Source organism: Massilia cellulosiltytica (assembly GCF_047325105.1).
GTDB classification, from domain to species: Bacteria; Pseudomonadota; Gammaproteobacteria; order Burkholderiales; family Burkholderiaceae_D; genus Telluria; species Telluria orientalis.
This window is the reverse complement of record NZ_CP168562.1, coordinates 2,984,871-2,999,327: the sequence shown is the minus strand read 5'-3', so window position 1 is coordinate 2,999,327 and position 14,457 is coordinate 2,984,871. Positions and strand designations below refer to the sequence as shown.

The window sequence follows — 14,457 nt, the reverse complement described above, 5'->3', positions numbered from 1 at the left end:
TGGCCGCGATTCGAACTCCAGACAGGGTACGCCTCACGGCCGAAAGGCCACGGCTTCTACCAGATTGCCGTGCCTCCCAATGGCGCCGGTGCCGCAGCCCACGATATCGGAAAATTTGGTGTCCTGTGGGACCACGGCTCCGGAAAGACGACGTGGAAGACCAATCAGAACTCGGTTCACTGGCTTGCGGGCGAGCCGATACCCGGCACTCCGGTGGACCCGGCCCATGAATCGCTAGGAGTCTGCGCGGCAGAAGATGGAACTGACGGGCTGCTACGGATAGAATCTGGGGATGACGACCAGTTATCTTCCATACGATCCGCAGCAGCAGTTTTTGCTGCCGCCCGCATTGCAGGAGTGGCTGCCCGAAGGGCATCTCGCGTATTTCATCAACGACACGGTCGATCTGCTCGACCTGAGTGCGTTTCATGCGCGCTACGCGGGCGGTGGCCCGCGCAATCAGCCGTTTCATCCGTCGATGATGGTGAAGGTGCTGTTGTACGCCTACGCGAGCGGTGTGTTCTCGTCCCGGAAGATCGCGCGCAAACTGCACGAGGACGTCGCGTTCCGGGTTCTCGGCGCCGGCAACTTCCCCAGGCACAGGACGATTTGCGATTTCCGCGCCTTGCATCTGGATGAGCTGTCGGCCCTGTTCGTCCAGGTCGTGAGACTGGCGCGCGAATGCGGCCTGGTCAAGCTTGGGACGGTGGCGATCGACGGCACCAAGGTCAAAGCCTCGGCGTCGCGGCACAAGGCGATGAGTTATCGGCGGATGGTCGATGCCCAAGCCGAGTTGAAGGAGCAGATCGCGCAGTTGATGGAGCGCGCCCGGCAGACCGACGTGGCTGAGCGGGACGAACCGGAACTGGACCTGCCGGCCGAGATTGAACGGCGCGAAGACCGGCTCAAAGTGATCCAGGCGGCGCGGGAACGTCTCGAAGCGCGCCAGCGCGAGGCCGACCGCGCCAAGGGGCGTAGCGAGGATGACGACCGCATTCCGCGCGACAAGGATGGCAAGCCAAAAAACAAGAACGGAAACCGCTACAAGCGCGACTTCGGCGTGCCGGAGGACTCGGCGCAGGAGAACTTCACCGACCCGGACAGCCGCATCATGAAGCGCGCCGGCGGTGGCTTCGACCAGTGCTACAACGGCCAGACGGCTGTCGATGCGCACGCCCAGATCATCGTCGCGGCTGAACTGACCAATTGCGGATCGGATGCCGGCAACCTGGGGCCGATGCTGACCGCCGTCGAAGCCATGACCGGTCAGGTGCCGAACGTTGCCCTGGCCGACGCGGGATATCGGGCCGAGTCGACATTTGCCCAGTTGGCAGCCCATCCGACCGACCTGTACGTGGCGCTTGGACGCGAGGGTAAAGACTGCGCTCAACTGGACACCCGGACCAATCCCTACACGACAGCCATGCGTGCCAAGATGCGCACGCCACAGGCCAGGGACGCTTATCGGCGGCGTAAAGCCATCGTCGAAGCGCCCAATGCCTGGATCAAGCACGTGATGGGCTTTCGCAATTTCAGCATGCGTGGGTTGCGCAAGGCCGCAGCCGAGTGGAAGCTCGTCTGCGCCGCCTTGAATTTACGCCGTATGGGAAACCTGCTAGCCACCTGAGCCAGGAAACACCCTCGAAACCGCCTGGTCGCCGCCGTTATCGTACCGATCAGGCACCGCCGATTGCGCGTCAGTCGCCGACATCAACAAGCGCGCCCATGAAACGACGTCTTTTAGCTTCTGCCGCGCGGACTCCTAGGCAAGTTACTGGAAGATCTTGTCGATGGCGCAAAGGGCGCAGGGCGCGAATTCAAGCCGGCGCCGTCCAATCCTGGCGGCTGGGATGGGCTGATGGGCACGTTGCTGGGCTACCCCATCGCAGGGCCGACCGCGCCCGGGGCAGCGCCGCTGACCGTGGACAGCATCATGGCGAAGTGGACATGGGGCGGCAAGCAGAAGCGCGACGTCAATCCGCTTGGGCTGGGTTTCCTCGCCCAACATCGAAGCCCGATCGGATTGGACGTATTCGAGGCGCTCGATACGGTCCGGGGAACGATTGCCCAGCACGCGCGTCAACTGGCCCTCGGAGATTTCGACCATTTACCGTTCCATGCGCGCCATTCACTTCCGCTTCACTATCTCAACGATGCGATGAAGCCAGCGCCGCCACACTTTTACGACCTTGCGGGTGAAGCGCCGCCGCCCCGGTTTCCCGTGCTGATCGCTACGGTGACCCGGTTCAGATCCGACGAGCTCCCTTTGGAGAGCCGCGCTCTCACCCTGGAACAAAGGGCAACCGCGACCGACCGTGCGATCGAGCAAGCATACGACTTACTCCGGTACCTGAGATGAACTTGCGCCCACGGGCCGTTGGCGGCGGCTAGGTTCCGCCCAGGTGCTCACCCGCGCCAGGCCCCGACGAACGCCCGCGCACGCGCGGCCAAGTCGTCCGGCGTCACGCCGGGCGTGAACAACTGGCTGCCGATGCCCGCGCCCGTCGCGCCGGCCGCCTTCCACGCCGGGATCTGTTCGGGCGTGACGCCGCCCACGGGCCACAACGGCGTATCGGCCGGCAGGACCGATTTCATCGCCTTCAGCCCGGCCGGGCCGATCGATTCGGCCGGGAACAGCTTCAACGCATGGGCGCCCGCATCCAGCGCGGCGAAAGCTTCCGTCGGCGTCGCGATGCCGGGCGCGCACAGCATGCCGGCCGCGCGCGCGTGCGCGATGACGGCGGGATTGCAGTTCGGGGACACGAACAGGCGGCCGCCCGCCTGCGCGACGGCGTCGACGTCCGCCACGCTCAGCATCGTCCCGCCGCCCACGATGGCGTCCGGCGGGGCCATCTCGACGAGGATGCGGATGGCGTCGAGCGCGCCCGGCCGGTTCAGCGGCACTTCGAGCAGGCGCCAGCCGGCGTCGAACAGGACGCGGCCGACGGCGCCAGCGTCGGCCGGATCGACGCCGCGGAGGATTGCAACGAGGGGCAAGGCAAAATTCATGAGGGAATCCGGTCGAGGAAGCGCGCCAGTGCGGCGCAATACACGCGGTCCGGATCGAGGCCGGCCAGCGTGGTGCCGAAATGGACGGCCGCGCGCGCGTAGCGGGCCCGCAGCACGGACGATCCGATGCAGGTCGGCGGCACGCCCCCACCCGTCAGCCCGACCGCGGCGACGAATTCCGTCCCGACGAGCAGGCCGCTGACGAACGAGCGCGCCTGCGCGGCCGGCATGGCGCCGGAGACGACGCGTGCACGCACGCCGAACAGCGCGTTCGACAGCGGCGCGCCGCGGCGGGCCGCATCCAGGCCGGCGACGAATGCGCTGTCGTCGTCATGCGCGCCCGCCATCAGCGGCGCCAGCGTGCCGTGCGCGGACACCATCGCGAACAGTTCGCCCGTCATGAACGTGGCGATGCGCCGGATGACGCCGTCCGCCAGCTGCACCCACTTGCTGTGCGTGCCGGGCAGGACGAACCAGCCGTCGCGCCGGCCCAGCGCCACGGCGCCCAGCAACTGTGTCTCTTCGCCGCGCATGACGTCGACGTGCTCGCCGCGCTGCACGTAGCCGGGCACGATGAAGCACGGACGGCCGGCGCGCGGGTCGTCGACGCGGACCACGTGGTCGGGCAGCGCGTCCAGCGGCACGCCGATGTCGAGATAAGGCACTTCGCGCCAGCCCTGGGCGCTGCCGACCATGCCGGAGGCGACGGCGGGAATAGCCGGATCGACGCCCATCTCGGCCACGAGGGCCGCGAAGGAGCCGGCGAAATCGGGGCGCACGGCGAGCATGCCCTGGTCGTCGGCGCGCGTGGCGAGACAGGTGCCGGCGGCGTCGACGAGATAGGCGCGGCGGTTGCTCGAGCCCCAGTCGATGCCGAGCAGGCGCTGTGATGCGGAGGAAGCCATCGCGCCAGCTTACACCGATTTGATGTACGTGACGCGCGCCGTCGGCTTCGGCCGCGTGGCCGTCTCGCGCAGCGCGCCGAGCATGGCTTCCGCCGCCGGCGACAACTGGTGATGGCGGCGCGTGATGATGCCGTAGACGTCCATCCGCAGATTCAGTTCGTACGGCAGCACGGCCAGCAGGCCGCTGTCCAGGTAGGGCTTGACGAGTTCGACCGACATGGGCGCGACCATGTCGCTGCCCAGCAGCAGCGTCGTCACGACGGGCAGTTCGGCCGTCGACACGGTCTCCGCGGGCTGCTCCAGGCCTTGCGTGAGGAACAGGGACGCCATCCGGTCGCGCACCATGCTGCCGGCCGGCGGCACGATCCACGCCTGCTGCGCGAGTTCGGCCAGGTCCAGCCCACGCGCGCCCAGCAGCGGGTGCCCGGCGCGCACGATCAGGCTGTGCGGCTCGTCGGTGATCGGCTCGAAGTGGAATTCGTCGGCGATGGAACCGTCCACGACGCGGCCGATGACGATGTCGAGGTCACCCGCGCGCAGGCGCTCGACGAGCTGTTTGCTGCTGCCGACCTCGATCGACACGTTCAGGCGCGCATGCCGCGTCTTGAGCAGGGTGACGGCGGCCGGCACGAGGGTCGTCGACGGCGTCAGGATCGCCCCGACCGCGACGCGCCCGCGCAGGCCGGACATCAGTTCCATCACTTCCTGGTACGCGGCATCCATCTCGGCCAGCGAGGCGCCGGCGCGGCGGATGAGCACCTTGCCGTACCACGTGGGCTCGACGCCGCGCGGCAGGCGCTCGAACAAGGTGACGCCCAGCGCGTGTTCCAGCTCGCCGAGCAGTTTCGAGGCCGCCGGCTGCGTGAGGTTCGCGGCCTGCGCGGCCTGCATGATCGACCCGTGCCGGCCCAATTCGACGAGCAGGACGAGGTGGCGCGTCTTCAGGTAGGCGCGGACGAAGCGGTCGGAGCGGGGATCGGACATGGCAGTGCGGCGTAAGCCTCGAAAGTTTCCACAATGATAGTTGCCCATCCGCTCAGGGTCAAACTCGGGAATAATACTTAGTGCGGCTTACCTGCCAGCGCCGCCCGCGCGTCGATCGGATCAGTCGAACTTGACGAGGTCCTTGAAGATCAACTGCCCCCAACTTGTCCCGCGCGCATGCACGAGCAGTCCGCCTTCTGAAAGTCCACCGAGCTTGATCGGCGAGAAACCGAGATTTTCCGCAAGCGCGGCGACCTCCGATGCGGCGTCGCTATCGTCACTGGCCAGGAAGACGACCCTCCTGCCACCGTGTACGGACGGGTCCTGGCCGAGCACTGCAGCGACCAGGTGGTTGAAGCCTTTCACCAGTCTGGCCCCGGCAAACCCCTTCGCGACAAAAGCGGAGGACGGGAGACCGTCCAACTCTTCAAGCGGGGCCTGCGTGTTCATCACGTCGATGATGGTCTTCCCGTTCCAGTCGGCCAGGGCTTGTGCGACCTCCGGGTGCGACTCGAACCGGACAGCCAGGAAGATGATATCCGCCTTGACGGCTTCCGCCAGGGTTTTGGGAATGATCGTAGGCCCGATGGCGGCCGCCTCGGCGGCAAAGCTGCGCGGGTCGCGGGTGCTTGCTACAGCCACTTCGATGCCTTTGCGGGCGAACGCCTTGGCCAGTGCGTGGCCTATCTTGCCGAAGCCAATAATTGCGTAACTCATATGTTTCTCCTTCGTTCCTGGGTGCGGTCAGAGCTTGTAACCACCACTCGCTTCAATCGTTTGGCCCGTCACCCAATGGCCTTCATCGGAGGCCAGGAAAGCCACGACGGCGGCGATTTCCGAAGGCTCGCCAAAGCGGCCCAGGGCGATTTGGGCCTCGACCGCCTTGACGAGTTCGGGATTCTCGCGGAAATCGGCGTTCGCGCCGGTTCGCGTGAAGCCCGGTGCGACGGCGTTCGCCGTGATGCGGCGCGGCCCCAACTCGATTGCGAGCGTGTGGGTCAGGGTGTTGATGGCCGCTTTCGCCATCGAGTAAACGGGCGCAGCCGTTACCGGCTTCGTGGCTGCGGCGGAAGAAATGTTGATGATGCGTCCGCCATCGGCAAGCCGATCGAGCGCGGCCTGAACGATGAAGAACGGCGCGCGGGCGTAGACGGCCATCAGCGTGTCCCAACTTTCCGGCGTGGCGTCCTTGAAGCCAAGCCAACCGGAATTGCCGGCGTTGTTGACCAGAATGTCGAGCGCTTTGCTACCGTTCCGTTGCGTGAACTCGTCGTCGAGTCTCGCGAACAAGGCCGGGACGGTGTCCGGATCGACGAGATCCGCATGGATCGCGAACGCGGCGCCTCCCGCTTGCTCGATCGCCGCGACGACCTCGTCGGCACTGGATTTGCCGGCGTTATAGGTCAGTGCCACAGTCGCACCGTCCTTTGCGAGACGTTCGGCGATTGCGCGGCCGATGCCCCGCGATGCCCCGGTGACGAGAGCCGTCTTTCCCTTCAGTGATCGTGTCATTCGAATTCTCCCCTCAGAGCTGTGCCAGGCCACCGTCGACGGCGACCTCGCTGGCGGTCATGAAGCTGCTGTCCGACGAGGCAAGAAAGGCGGCCGCCGCCCCGATCTCTGCCGGATCGGCCATGCGCTGGAGCGGTGTCATCGCGCCGTACGCCTTCTGGCCCTCTTCTCCTAGCGCCTGCTTGGCGAGTTCGGTCGCCGTCGCCCCCGGCGACAACACGTTGACCCGGATGCCGGTGCCTTTCAAATCCTCCGCCCAGGTCCGGGCAAGATTGCGCACCGCCGCCTTGCTCGCGCTGTAGGCGGTGAATCCCGGGGCTCCCGTGGTGCCGGCGCTCGATCCGGTCAGGATGATCGACCCGCCCGGGCCCATCAGCGGCAGCGCCTTCTGGACCGTAAAGATCGTCCCCTTCACATTCGTGTCGAAGGTGTCGTCGATGTGTTCGGCGGTGATCTGGCCGAGAGGAAGTGGACTTCCCGCCCCAGCGTTGGCCAGGACGATGTCGAGGGTGCCGTGCTCGGCCTTCACCGCCGCGTAGAGTCGATCAAGGTCAGCCAGCTCGGAGACTGAGCCGGACACGGCGCGGGCATTGGGCCCGAGGGCGGTGACAGCGGCATCGAGCGCCTCCTGGCGGCGCCCGAAGATGAAGACGAAGGCGCCTTCCTCGATGAAGCGCTTGGCCGCGGCGAGGCCGATGCCGGTTGCACCCCCGGTAATGACGGCGGTCTTTCCATGTAGTCTGTTCATGTCGTGTGCTCTTTCATAGGCGTTGCGCGGGCGCTGGAAAAATTCCAGCTGGCGCTGTATTATGTGGATCACCGATCCACATAATCCACTATATGGATCACTGATCCACTTGTCAAGGGAACTTATGCGAGCCGACGCCCAAAAAAATCGCAATCAAATCCTCACGGTCGCGCGTGACGTGGTCGCCGAGCATGGCGCCGAGGCCTCGATGCGCGATATCGCCCGCCGCGCCGGCGTAGGCCTGGCGACATTGCTTCGTCATTTTTCGACACGGGAAGCCTTGTTCGAGGCGTTGCTGTGCACCCATCTGGACACACTGACTCGGAAGGCGGACGAACTCGAAAGCTCGGCTTCGGCTGACGAGGCACTTCTCACCTGGTTTCGGGAACTGGTGGCATTCACGCGGAGCTACAGAGGCGTTGTCGCCATGATGGCGGCCGCCCACGCCAATCCGGACTCCGCGCTTTATGCGTCATGCGCGGCAGTGCACTCGGCAGGCGCGCGGCTGCTGCAGCGTGCCCAGGACGAAGGAACGGCACGCGCGGACATGACCGGGGACGACCTGTTCGCGCTGATAACGGCGCTCGGCTGGACGGTCGATCAACCGTCGTTTGCGCCGCGGGCGGATCATCTCGTCAAGCTGATGACGAGCGCCATCCTGAAAAGCTGACCTGGCGCTGATGCAAAGTCCGCAGGGGATTGCGGCCGTCGGCCGGCCCCGTGAAAATCGGACCTGCCCTAGATGCGGAGCGCGAGTGCCGTCGCAAAGAAATCGGTTACTGCGCGCACGCGGGTGGGTACGAAGCGGCGCTTGGGCCAGACGAGGCTGATGTCGCGCGGCTCGTGGATGAAATTGTCAAGTACCGTCACCACGTCCGCGTCACGGAATTCCTCGACAAGAGATGCCCGATGGAACATGCCTATGCCCACGCCGGCTTTCACGCCGGCCAGAATGGCTTCAGCGCTGTTGGATGACAGGTTGCCGCGCACGGGCACACTGAAGCGGCCTTGGGGCCCGTAGAAATTCCACTCGGTCATTTCGCCGTAAATCAGGCAGTTGTGGTCGGCCAGATCGGCGGGCGTCCTCGGTTGTCCGCGCTGTTCGAAATAGCGGCGCGCGCCGGCGCAGATCAGGGACGTGCCCGCCACACGGCGAACGACGGAATCCGGATCATTGACCATCGTCAGCCGGATCGCCAGATCGATGCGGTCTTCGACCATGTCGCGCAGCGCGTCGGACAGTACAAGATCCACGCGCAAGTCTGGATGGCGCACCAGCAATTCTGGAATCAGTGGCAGTACGTGCAGGCGTGCGAACGTTGAAGGCGCCGCGATGCGCACCAGGCCCGACACGGCCAGTGTGCTGCTGGCCAGTTCGCTGTCTGCAAACTGAATCTCCTCGAGCAGCGGCTTGGTACGCTCGTAATACCGTTCCCCTTGCTCGGTGAGCGTCACCTTTCGTGTGCTGCGATGAAGCAGTGCTACTCCGAGTCGCTTTTCCAGGGCGTTCACCGCCTTGCTGACGGCAGACTGCGACTCACCTCGCTTGCGTGCCGCTGAGGAAAAGCCGCCGGTCTCCACCACGGCGATGAAAGCATGCAATTCCTGGAACTGATCCATTCTATTTTGGAATAAGTCTTATGAATATTTTGCCGATTATCACTTAGCGGACACTAAATTACCATCCTCTCGTCAACTTTTTGTATGGGAGAGACTCTGTGACTTACGCAATCATCGGCTTTGGAGAAGTAGGACAGGCACTCGCCAGTGCCTTCGCCCGCATGGACATGGACGTAGCCGTCGCTACGCGGCGAACACCTGACGCGTTGGCGTCGCAAGCGTCGGCGATTGGCGGATCAGTTCGACCGAAGACCTTGGAAGAGGCCCTGCAAGCCGACGTCATCTTCCTCGCTGTGCCGTTTCTGGAACATGCAACCGTTGCCAAGGCGCTGCCGAACTGGCAAGGCAAGACGATCATCGATGCGACCAATGCCTATGGCGTGCCGGTCGACGCACTGGACGGCCAGCCCTCTACCGCCGCCATCGCCAGGGCATTCGTCGGCGCTTCGGTCGTGAAAGGCTTTAACCATCTTCCTGCCGGTGTGCTGGCCGCCGATCCACGCGTCAAGGGCGGCAGACGCGTGGTCTTCCTGTCCAGCGACCACGACGAGGCAGTGCCGCAGGTCGCGGCGTTGGCCGAACGCCTCGGCTATGCGCCGGTATGGCTGGGCAAACTCGGCGAAGGCGGCGCCCTGGTTCAGGCGCGCGGACGCAGTTGGGCACCGCTGATCTTCCAGGACCTCGTCAAAGCAGACTGACGCGGCGAGCGCATCGATTCAAATCGCGCAATGAACTCATCAGGTTGCATAACATGATCGACAAAGTCATCTGGCCCGAACGCTACCATCCGGGCATCTCGTCCATCTACGCCCTCAACGACATCGACGTGAATGCCGCGCCGGAAGTGGTGTGGAAACTGCTGGTGGACGCGGCGCATTGGTCGAATTATTTTCCTCCTGAAGACCAGGTCAACATCCTCTCCGGCGAATCCGAGTTGCGACTGGGTACGCGCTTTCACCGCGTCACGGTTGGCTATCCGATGAGCTTGACCGTAACCGAGTGCATTCCGAATCGTCGACTGGCGTGGGCGACTACCGTCGATGCGGACGACACCGGTTCCAGCGCGTACCACGGCTGGGTCATCACGCCAACGGAAAAAGGTTGCCACGTGCTGACCGAGGAAACCCAGCAAGGCGAATTCTTCCTCGATGTGATCGGCCACAAATATCCCGGTGCGCTTTATCGCTACCACCAGGACTGGATTGAACGCCTCGCTCGCGCGGCGGAAACGGCATTAACAGAATCGGAGAAATAACATGAAAATCGAACTTGAAAACCGCACAGCCGTCGTGACCGGCTCTACCGCCGGCATCGGCCGCGCGATCGCAGAAGGACTTGCACGCGCGGGCGCGTCAGTCGTGATCAATGGGCGCACGCAGGAACGCGTGGACGCGGCGCTCCACGACATGCGCGTGCTGCTACCAAACGCCAAATTAAGCGGCGTCGCCGCCGACATCGCCACCCCGGAAGGCTGCGCAGCGTTGATCGCACGGGTGCCTGACGCCGACATTCTGGTCAACAACGCGGGCACCGCCCGTCCGAAAAACTTCTTTGACCAGACTGACGAAGAGTGGCTCGACCTGTTCCAGCTGAATGTGTTGAGCAGTGTACGGTTGTCGCGGCATTACATTCCGAAGATGACAGCGCGCGGCTGGGGCCGCGTGGTTTTCATCAGCAGCGAATCGGCATTGAACATTCCGAAGGAAATGATCGACTACGGCATGACCAAGACTGCGATGCTGGCGGTGTCGCGCGGCTTGGCCGAACTCGTCGCCGGCAGCGGCGTGACCGTCAACGCCGTGCTGCCCGGTCCGACGGATTCGGAGATTCTGTCGAACTGGATGAAATCCACAGCTCAGGAGCAAGGCATCACGCCCGCCCAGGCCGAGCAGGATTTCCTGAAAACGATGCGTCCGACCACGCTGATCCAACGCTTCGCCACCACCGAGGAAGTGGCTAACATGGTAGTTTATGTCGCCTCGGAACAGGCATCGGCGACGACAGGTTCGGCTTTACGCGTCGACGGTGGTGTCGTTCGCACAATTACCTGATTCGCTAGGCAACAGCGGTGGAAAAGCGCGCATCTTTATGGGCTCGCAACTGCTAAGCTGCGAGGATGAATGCAAAAGCAATGAACCGACGTATCGGTTGGGCGATTGCGGCCATCGCGGTCGCGCTACCCAACGTCGTCCCCCACGCCAGACCCGCCGCCCCGGGTGACGTGTCCTGCGGGCTCGGCCTGCCGCCCGGCGCTCCCGGCTTCGCGGAAGCCCGGGCGCAGCAAGCTCTCGAAGCCAAAACTAACGGCTATCTGAAGGTTTGCGAGGCAAACCTGGAGCGCTACCGCATTGCATTCCGACCGTCCGCGCCGATCATGGCCGATTTGTCGTTCCAGCCGGTTAACCTCTCTGGCACGCGGTTCGCCGATTTCAAGAGCTTGGGTGCGATGATCGAACCCGACAATACTCCGCATACGCGCTTGTACCGCGGCTTTCTCATGCCCGACGGTCATAATGTGACGCTGTTCGAGCAAGACATGTCCGTTGATGGCACCCGTAGTTGGCGTGCCCCGGAAGATGAGCCCGAACGCATCAACGGCATGCCGGCACGGCTCAGCGTGTTTCAGGCACCTTCCGGCAACGCGATCTCGCACCTGTCCTGGGTCGAGCGGCGACGTGCTTACGAACTCTGGATCGATGCCAACGTTGTAGCTACAGCGCTGCGCCAGCAATTATTTGCGCTGGCGGCATCGCTTCCGCCTTCGGTCCCGGCTTGCCCGAACGAAGTGCCGCCCAAGCCGGCGCGAATAGGTGCCGATGGTTTCCCGGCAGATGAACCGATGCTGATAACGCTGACCCAGGCGGAAATCGATGGCATGTCCGACAGGAGCAAAAAGCCGTGTAAATAACGACCAACGCCTGCAGGCGAATCCCTGGATTTTAAACGTCCGCAAGGGGTCGGCTGAGGAGTTTCAGCAATGGCTGCGGCCGGCCAGAGGCGGCCTTTCAACTACGAAATAAAGGATTCTATGAGCGATTCATCCGATAAAAAAGTTAGCAAATTCATGGGTGTCGGGATTTGTTTTGGAGTGGCGATTGGATGCGCAATTGGCGTTGCGATCGGCAACCTTGCTCTTGGCATTGGTCCAGGGGTCGCAATTGGAGTTGTTATTGGCGCCTTGATTTCGAAGTCCCGGCGCTAGATTTTGCATTCGCCCGTCAAAACAGCCCTGTTATTTCGCATCCAAGTTAGTGAAGAGTGCCGTTGTCCAGTTAATGAACGCGCGCATCGCTGGAGAGACAAAGCGGTGATGAGGGTAAAGTAGCGAGACCGGCACAGGCGCCGGCCGTTTGTCGGGCAGCACCTCGACCAATTCCCCAGCTCGCAAGTGGTCCGCCACCAGGACCTCGGCCAACTGGATCAGCCCAAGGCCGTCTAGGCACAGCTTGGTGTATAGCTCAGTTTCATTGACCGCGATTGCGCCGGGAACCGGGACAGCGATACCGACTCCGTCCACGACGAAATGCAGCTCATTCCCGCGCCGCATCGTGTTGGAGAAGTAGTGAACCGCACGGTGTTTTTGCAAATCCTCCAGATCCACGGGCACGCCCTTTTCTTCCAGGTAGGAGGGCGCCGCGCAAGTAAGCCAGCGCAGCGCCCCCAGGCGATGCGCAACCAGCGCCGAGTCATCGAGACTGCCGGTCCGGATGACGCAATCGACGCCTTCCTGAATTAGATCCACCTGGCGATCATTGACGCCAACCATTAGATAGATATCCGGATAGCGCTGCTGGAACTGCCCGATCTGCGGCAGGATCACGGCACGTGCGATACCGCCTGGCATATCCACGCGCAGGCGCCCGTGCGGACGTTCGGCAGGACCGTACAGACTGGATTCGGCGGCGTCGATCAGGTCGAGTATCTCGCGGCAACGGTGGAAATAGCGCTCGCCTTCAGGCGTCATACTTAGGTTTCTAGTGGAACGGTTCAGCAGGCGTGTCTGCAGGTGTTTTTCCAGCCCCTTAATGATGCTGGTGACCGATGATGCGGGCAGCCCAAGGGTTTCTGCGGCGCGCACGAAACTCCTGCTTTCGACCACACGGAGGTATACCTGCATTGCTTTGACGCGATCCATATGCTTTTCGTAATGGCAGCCGTGAAAAGCGCACTATAACTCAGAATTATTCGGATTTTTTGCACAATGAAAGCGACGGGAACTACTATTTCCGCCTCGGTTCTCCCTCTACACTCAGAGATTGATCAATCCGAGAAAGAACAAGCACCGTGTCCGAACAACATCGTCAAACCTTGCTTCCCCTGCCCGCGATCTCCCCCCGTATTCTGATCCGGGGCGCCACCGTCATCAGCATGGATGACAAGGTCGGTAACCTGCCCAAGGGAGACATCCTGATCGACAATGGCACGATTACGGCGGTAGGCCTCAACCTCGAAGCCGAAGGTGCGGAGGTCATCGATGCAGCGAACATGATTGCGATCCCCGGCATGGTCGATACCCATCGCCACTCTTGGGAAGGGCAACTGCGTCGGATTAACTCGAATGCAGGATCGATGGAAGACTACTGTAATGCCACGCATTTCTCGTTCGCCAAGTATTACCGACCGCGCGACATTTATGTCGGCAACATGATCACTGCACTGAGCTGTATCGATGCAGGCATCACGACAGTCATCGACAACTCACATAACAGCCGCTCTGCAGCGCATTCCGATGCGGCGGTCGAGGCGCTGCTCGATGCCGGTATCCGCGCAGTCCACGCGGCCGGCGCGCCGGTGTCGGGAAATTGGGACACAGCGCATTGGGAAGGTAACCTCGCCCGCCTGCAGGAGAAATATTTCAAAGGAAATCCCGAAGGACTGGTGACGCTGGCGATGATGGCGCAGCTCGAACCGGACCAGTGGGCCAGCGCGCGTGAACTTGGCATTCCCATTGTCACCGAATTTTTCGGCGGCGCCATGGCTGCCGAGCTCGAGGATTTGCATCGCAGGAAGCTGCTAGGTCCGGATAATATCTTCAACCACTGCACTTGCCTGCCCGACAAGGGGTGGGAAATTCTTCGGGACGCCGGCGTCAGGGTGAATGTGTGCCCGCGTTCGGACGCACACTACGGCATCGAGGACGGCATGTATCCATGGCAGGCCGCCCTGCACCACGGCATTCGTCCAGGACTAAGCGTCGATAACGAAACTTCCTACAGCGGCGACATGTTCATGGAAATGCGTGTTGCCTTCTACCTGCAACGCGTGGTCGGTGCAAGCCGCCGGCTCAGCGGCCATCATCACGCAGATGCGCCAACCAATGCGTTCCGGCTGCTGGAAGCCGCCACCATCGATGGTGCGGCGTGCGCCCGTCTGGAGCAGCGCATCGGTAGTCTGACCGTTGGCAAGCAGGCGGACATCGTGCTGATCAGGACGAACGAGCTCAATCTGTATCCGGTCCATAACGCCATCGGTACCGTTGTGCATGCCGCTGAACGCAGCAATATCGATACAGTCATTATCGGCGGCCGCATTCGCAAACGCGATGGCGTGGTGCTGGGCCTCGATCAGGCGAAATTGCGCGCGCTGATCGACGAATCGTGCACGCATTTGTTCAATGCGGCAGGCTACGCGCCAGACCTGTTTGCCGAGACGTTCGCACCGATCCACTTTGCCTGAGCG

General features: G+C 62.9%; 16 protein-coding genes. 8 read left to right on the top strand and 8 right to left on the bottom strand.

What is annotated here, in order from left to right; genetic code table 11:
- The first annotated feature begins 292 nt into the window (after positions 1 to 292).
- Entirely contained in the window at positions 293 to 1,627 is a 1,335-nt protein-coding gene (locus tag ACEN9H_RS13140; RefSeq protein WP_413672294.1) for an IS1182 family transposase, read from the top strand.
- A 231-nt stretch (positions 1,628 to 1,858) separates the two neighbouring features.
- Positions 1,859 to 2,359, top strand: coding sequence for a hypothetical protein (locus ACEN9H_RS13135; protein WP_413675110.1), 501 nt, complete (start codon positions 1,859 to 1,861; stop codon positions 2,357 to 2,359).
- Between the two features lie 47 nt (positions 2,360 to 2,406).
- On the opposite strand, the gene ACEN9H_RS13130 is transcribed toward ACEN9H_RS13135, so the two are convergent.
- The 6 genes from ACEN9H_RS13130 to ACEN9H_RS13105 all read right to left on the bottom strand — a co-directional run bounded on the left by ACEN9H_RS13130 (position 2,407) and on the right by ACEN9H_RS13105 (position 7,158).
- Positions 2,407 to 3,009 (bottom strand): 2-dehydro-3-deoxy-6-phosphogalactonate aldolase, encoded by a 603-nt coding sequence (locus tag ACEN9H_RS13130; protein ID WP_413675109.1) that lies wholly within the window; start codon positions 3,007 to 3,009, stop codon positions 2,407 to 2,409.
- A complete protein-coding gene (locus ACEN9H_RS13125) occupies positions 3,006 to 3,914 on the bottom strand; it encodes a 2-dehydro-3-deoxygalactonokinase (protein ID WP_413675108.1) in 909 nt (302 codons plus the stop codon). The genes ACEN9H_RS13130 and ACEN9H_RS13125 overlap by 4 nt, the downstream gene beginning before the upstream one ends.
- Positions 3,915 to 3,923: 9 nt before the next feature.
- On the bottom strand, positions 3,924 to 4,898 hold the full coding sequence (locus ACEN9H_RS13120; protein WP_056129803.1) for a LysR substrate-binding domain-containing protein: 975 nt from the start codon (positions 4,896 to 4,898) through the stop codon (positions 3,924 to 3,926).
- A 120-nt stretch (positions 4,899 to 5,018) separates the two neighbouring features.
- Positions 5,019 to 5,615 (bottom strand): NADPH-dependent F420 reductase, encoded by a 597-nt coding sequence (locus ACEN9H_RS13115; RefSeq protein ID WP_413675107.1) that lies wholly within the window; start codon positions 5,613 to 5,615, stop codon positions 5,019 to 5,021.
- Positions 5,616 to 5,642: 27 nt separating this feature from the next.
- A complete protein-coding gene (locus ACEN9H_RS13110) occupies positions 5,643 to 6,410 on the bottom strand; it encodes an SDR family NAD(P)-dependent oxidoreductase (RefSeq protein ID WP_413675106.1) in 768 nt (255 codons plus the stop codon).
- Positions 6,411 to 6,423: 13 nt separating this feature from the next.
- Positions 6,424 to 7,158: an SDR family NAD(P)-dependent oxidoreductase gene (locus tag ACEN9H_RS13105; RefSeq protein ID WP_413675105.1), complete on the bottom strand. Its 735-nt coding sequence runs from the start codon at positions 7,156 to 7,158 to the stop codon at positions 6,424 to 6,426.
- A 124-nt stretch (positions 7,159 to 7,282) separates the two neighbouring features.
- On the opposite strand from ACEN9H_RS13105, the gene ACEN9H_RS13100 reads away from it, so the two are divergent.
- On the top strand, positions 7,283 to 7,828 hold the full coding sequence (locus ACEN9H_RS13100; RefSeq protein WP_056129793.1) for a TetR/AcrR family transcriptional regulator: 546 nt from the start codon (positions 7,283 to 7,285) through the stop codon (positions 7,826 to 7,828).
- Between the two features lie 68 nt (positions 7,829 to 7,896).
- On the opposite strand, the gene ACEN9H_RS13095 is transcribed toward ACEN9H_RS13100, so the two are convergent.
- Positions 7,897 to 8,778 (bottom strand): LysR family transcriptional regulator, encoded by an 882-nt coding sequence (locus ACEN9H_RS13095; protein WP_413675104.1) that lies wholly within the window; start codon positions 8,776 to 8,778, stop codon positions 7,897 to 7,899.
- A 98-nt stretch (positions 8,779 to 8,876) separates the two neighbouring features.
- Between ACEN9H_RS13095 and ACEN9H_RS13090 the strand changes: the two genes are divergently transcribed.
- The 4 genes from ACEN9H_RS13090 to ACEN9H_RS13075 all read left to right on the top strand — a co-directional run bounded on the left by ACEN9H_RS13090 (position 8,877) and on the right by ACEN9H_RS13075 (position 11,686).
- Positions 8,877 to 9,476: an NADPH-dependent F420 reductase gene (locus tag ACEN9H_RS13090; protein ID WP_413675103.1), complete on the top strand. Its 600-nt coding sequence runs from the start codon at positions 8,877 to 8,879 to the stop codon at positions 9,474 to 9,476.
- 53 nt (positions 9,477 to 9,529) lie between these two features.
- Positions 9,530 to 10,033, top strand: a complete 504-nt coding sequence (locus ACEN9H_RS13085; protein WP_413675102.1) for an SRPBCC domain-containing protein — start codon at positions 9,530 to 9,532, stop codon at positions 10,031 to 10,033.
- Position 10,034: 1 nt separating this feature from the next.
- Positions 10,035 to 10,829: an SDR family NAD(P)-dependent oxidoreductase gene (locus ACEN9H_RS13080; RefSeq protein WP_413675101.1), complete on the top strand. Its 795-nt coding sequence runs from the start codon at positions 10,035 to 10,037 to the stop codon at positions 10,827 to 10,829.
- Between the two features lie 80 nt (positions 10,830 to 10,909).
- Positions 10,910 to 11,686 (top strand): hypothetical protein, encoded by a 777-nt coding sequence (locus ACEN9H_RS13075; RefSeq protein ID WP_413675100.1) that lies wholly within the window; start codon positions 10,910 to 10,912, stop codon positions 11,684 to 11,686.
- A 324-nt stretch (positions 11,687 to 12,010) separates the two neighbouring features.
- Here ACEN9H_RS13075 and ACEN9H_RS13070 read toward each other — a convergent pair whose 3' ends face one another.
- Complete coding sequence (locus tag ACEN9H_RS13070; protein ID WP_413675099.1) at positions 12,011 to 12,913, bottom strand: LysR family transcriptional regulator; 903 nt, start codon at positions 12,911 to 12,913, stop codon at positions 12,011 to 12,013.
- A 149-nt stretch (positions 12,914 to 13,062) separates the two neighbouring features.
- Here ACEN9H_RS13070 and ACEN9H_RS13065 point away from each other — a divergent pair, with 149 nt between their 5' ends.
- A complete protein-coding gene (locus ACEN9H_RS13065) occupies positions 13,063 to 14,454 on the top strand; it encodes an amidohydrolase family protein (protein ID WP_413675098.1) in 1,392 nt (463 codons plus the stop codon).
- Positions 14,455 to 14,457 lie beyond the last annotated feature (3 nt).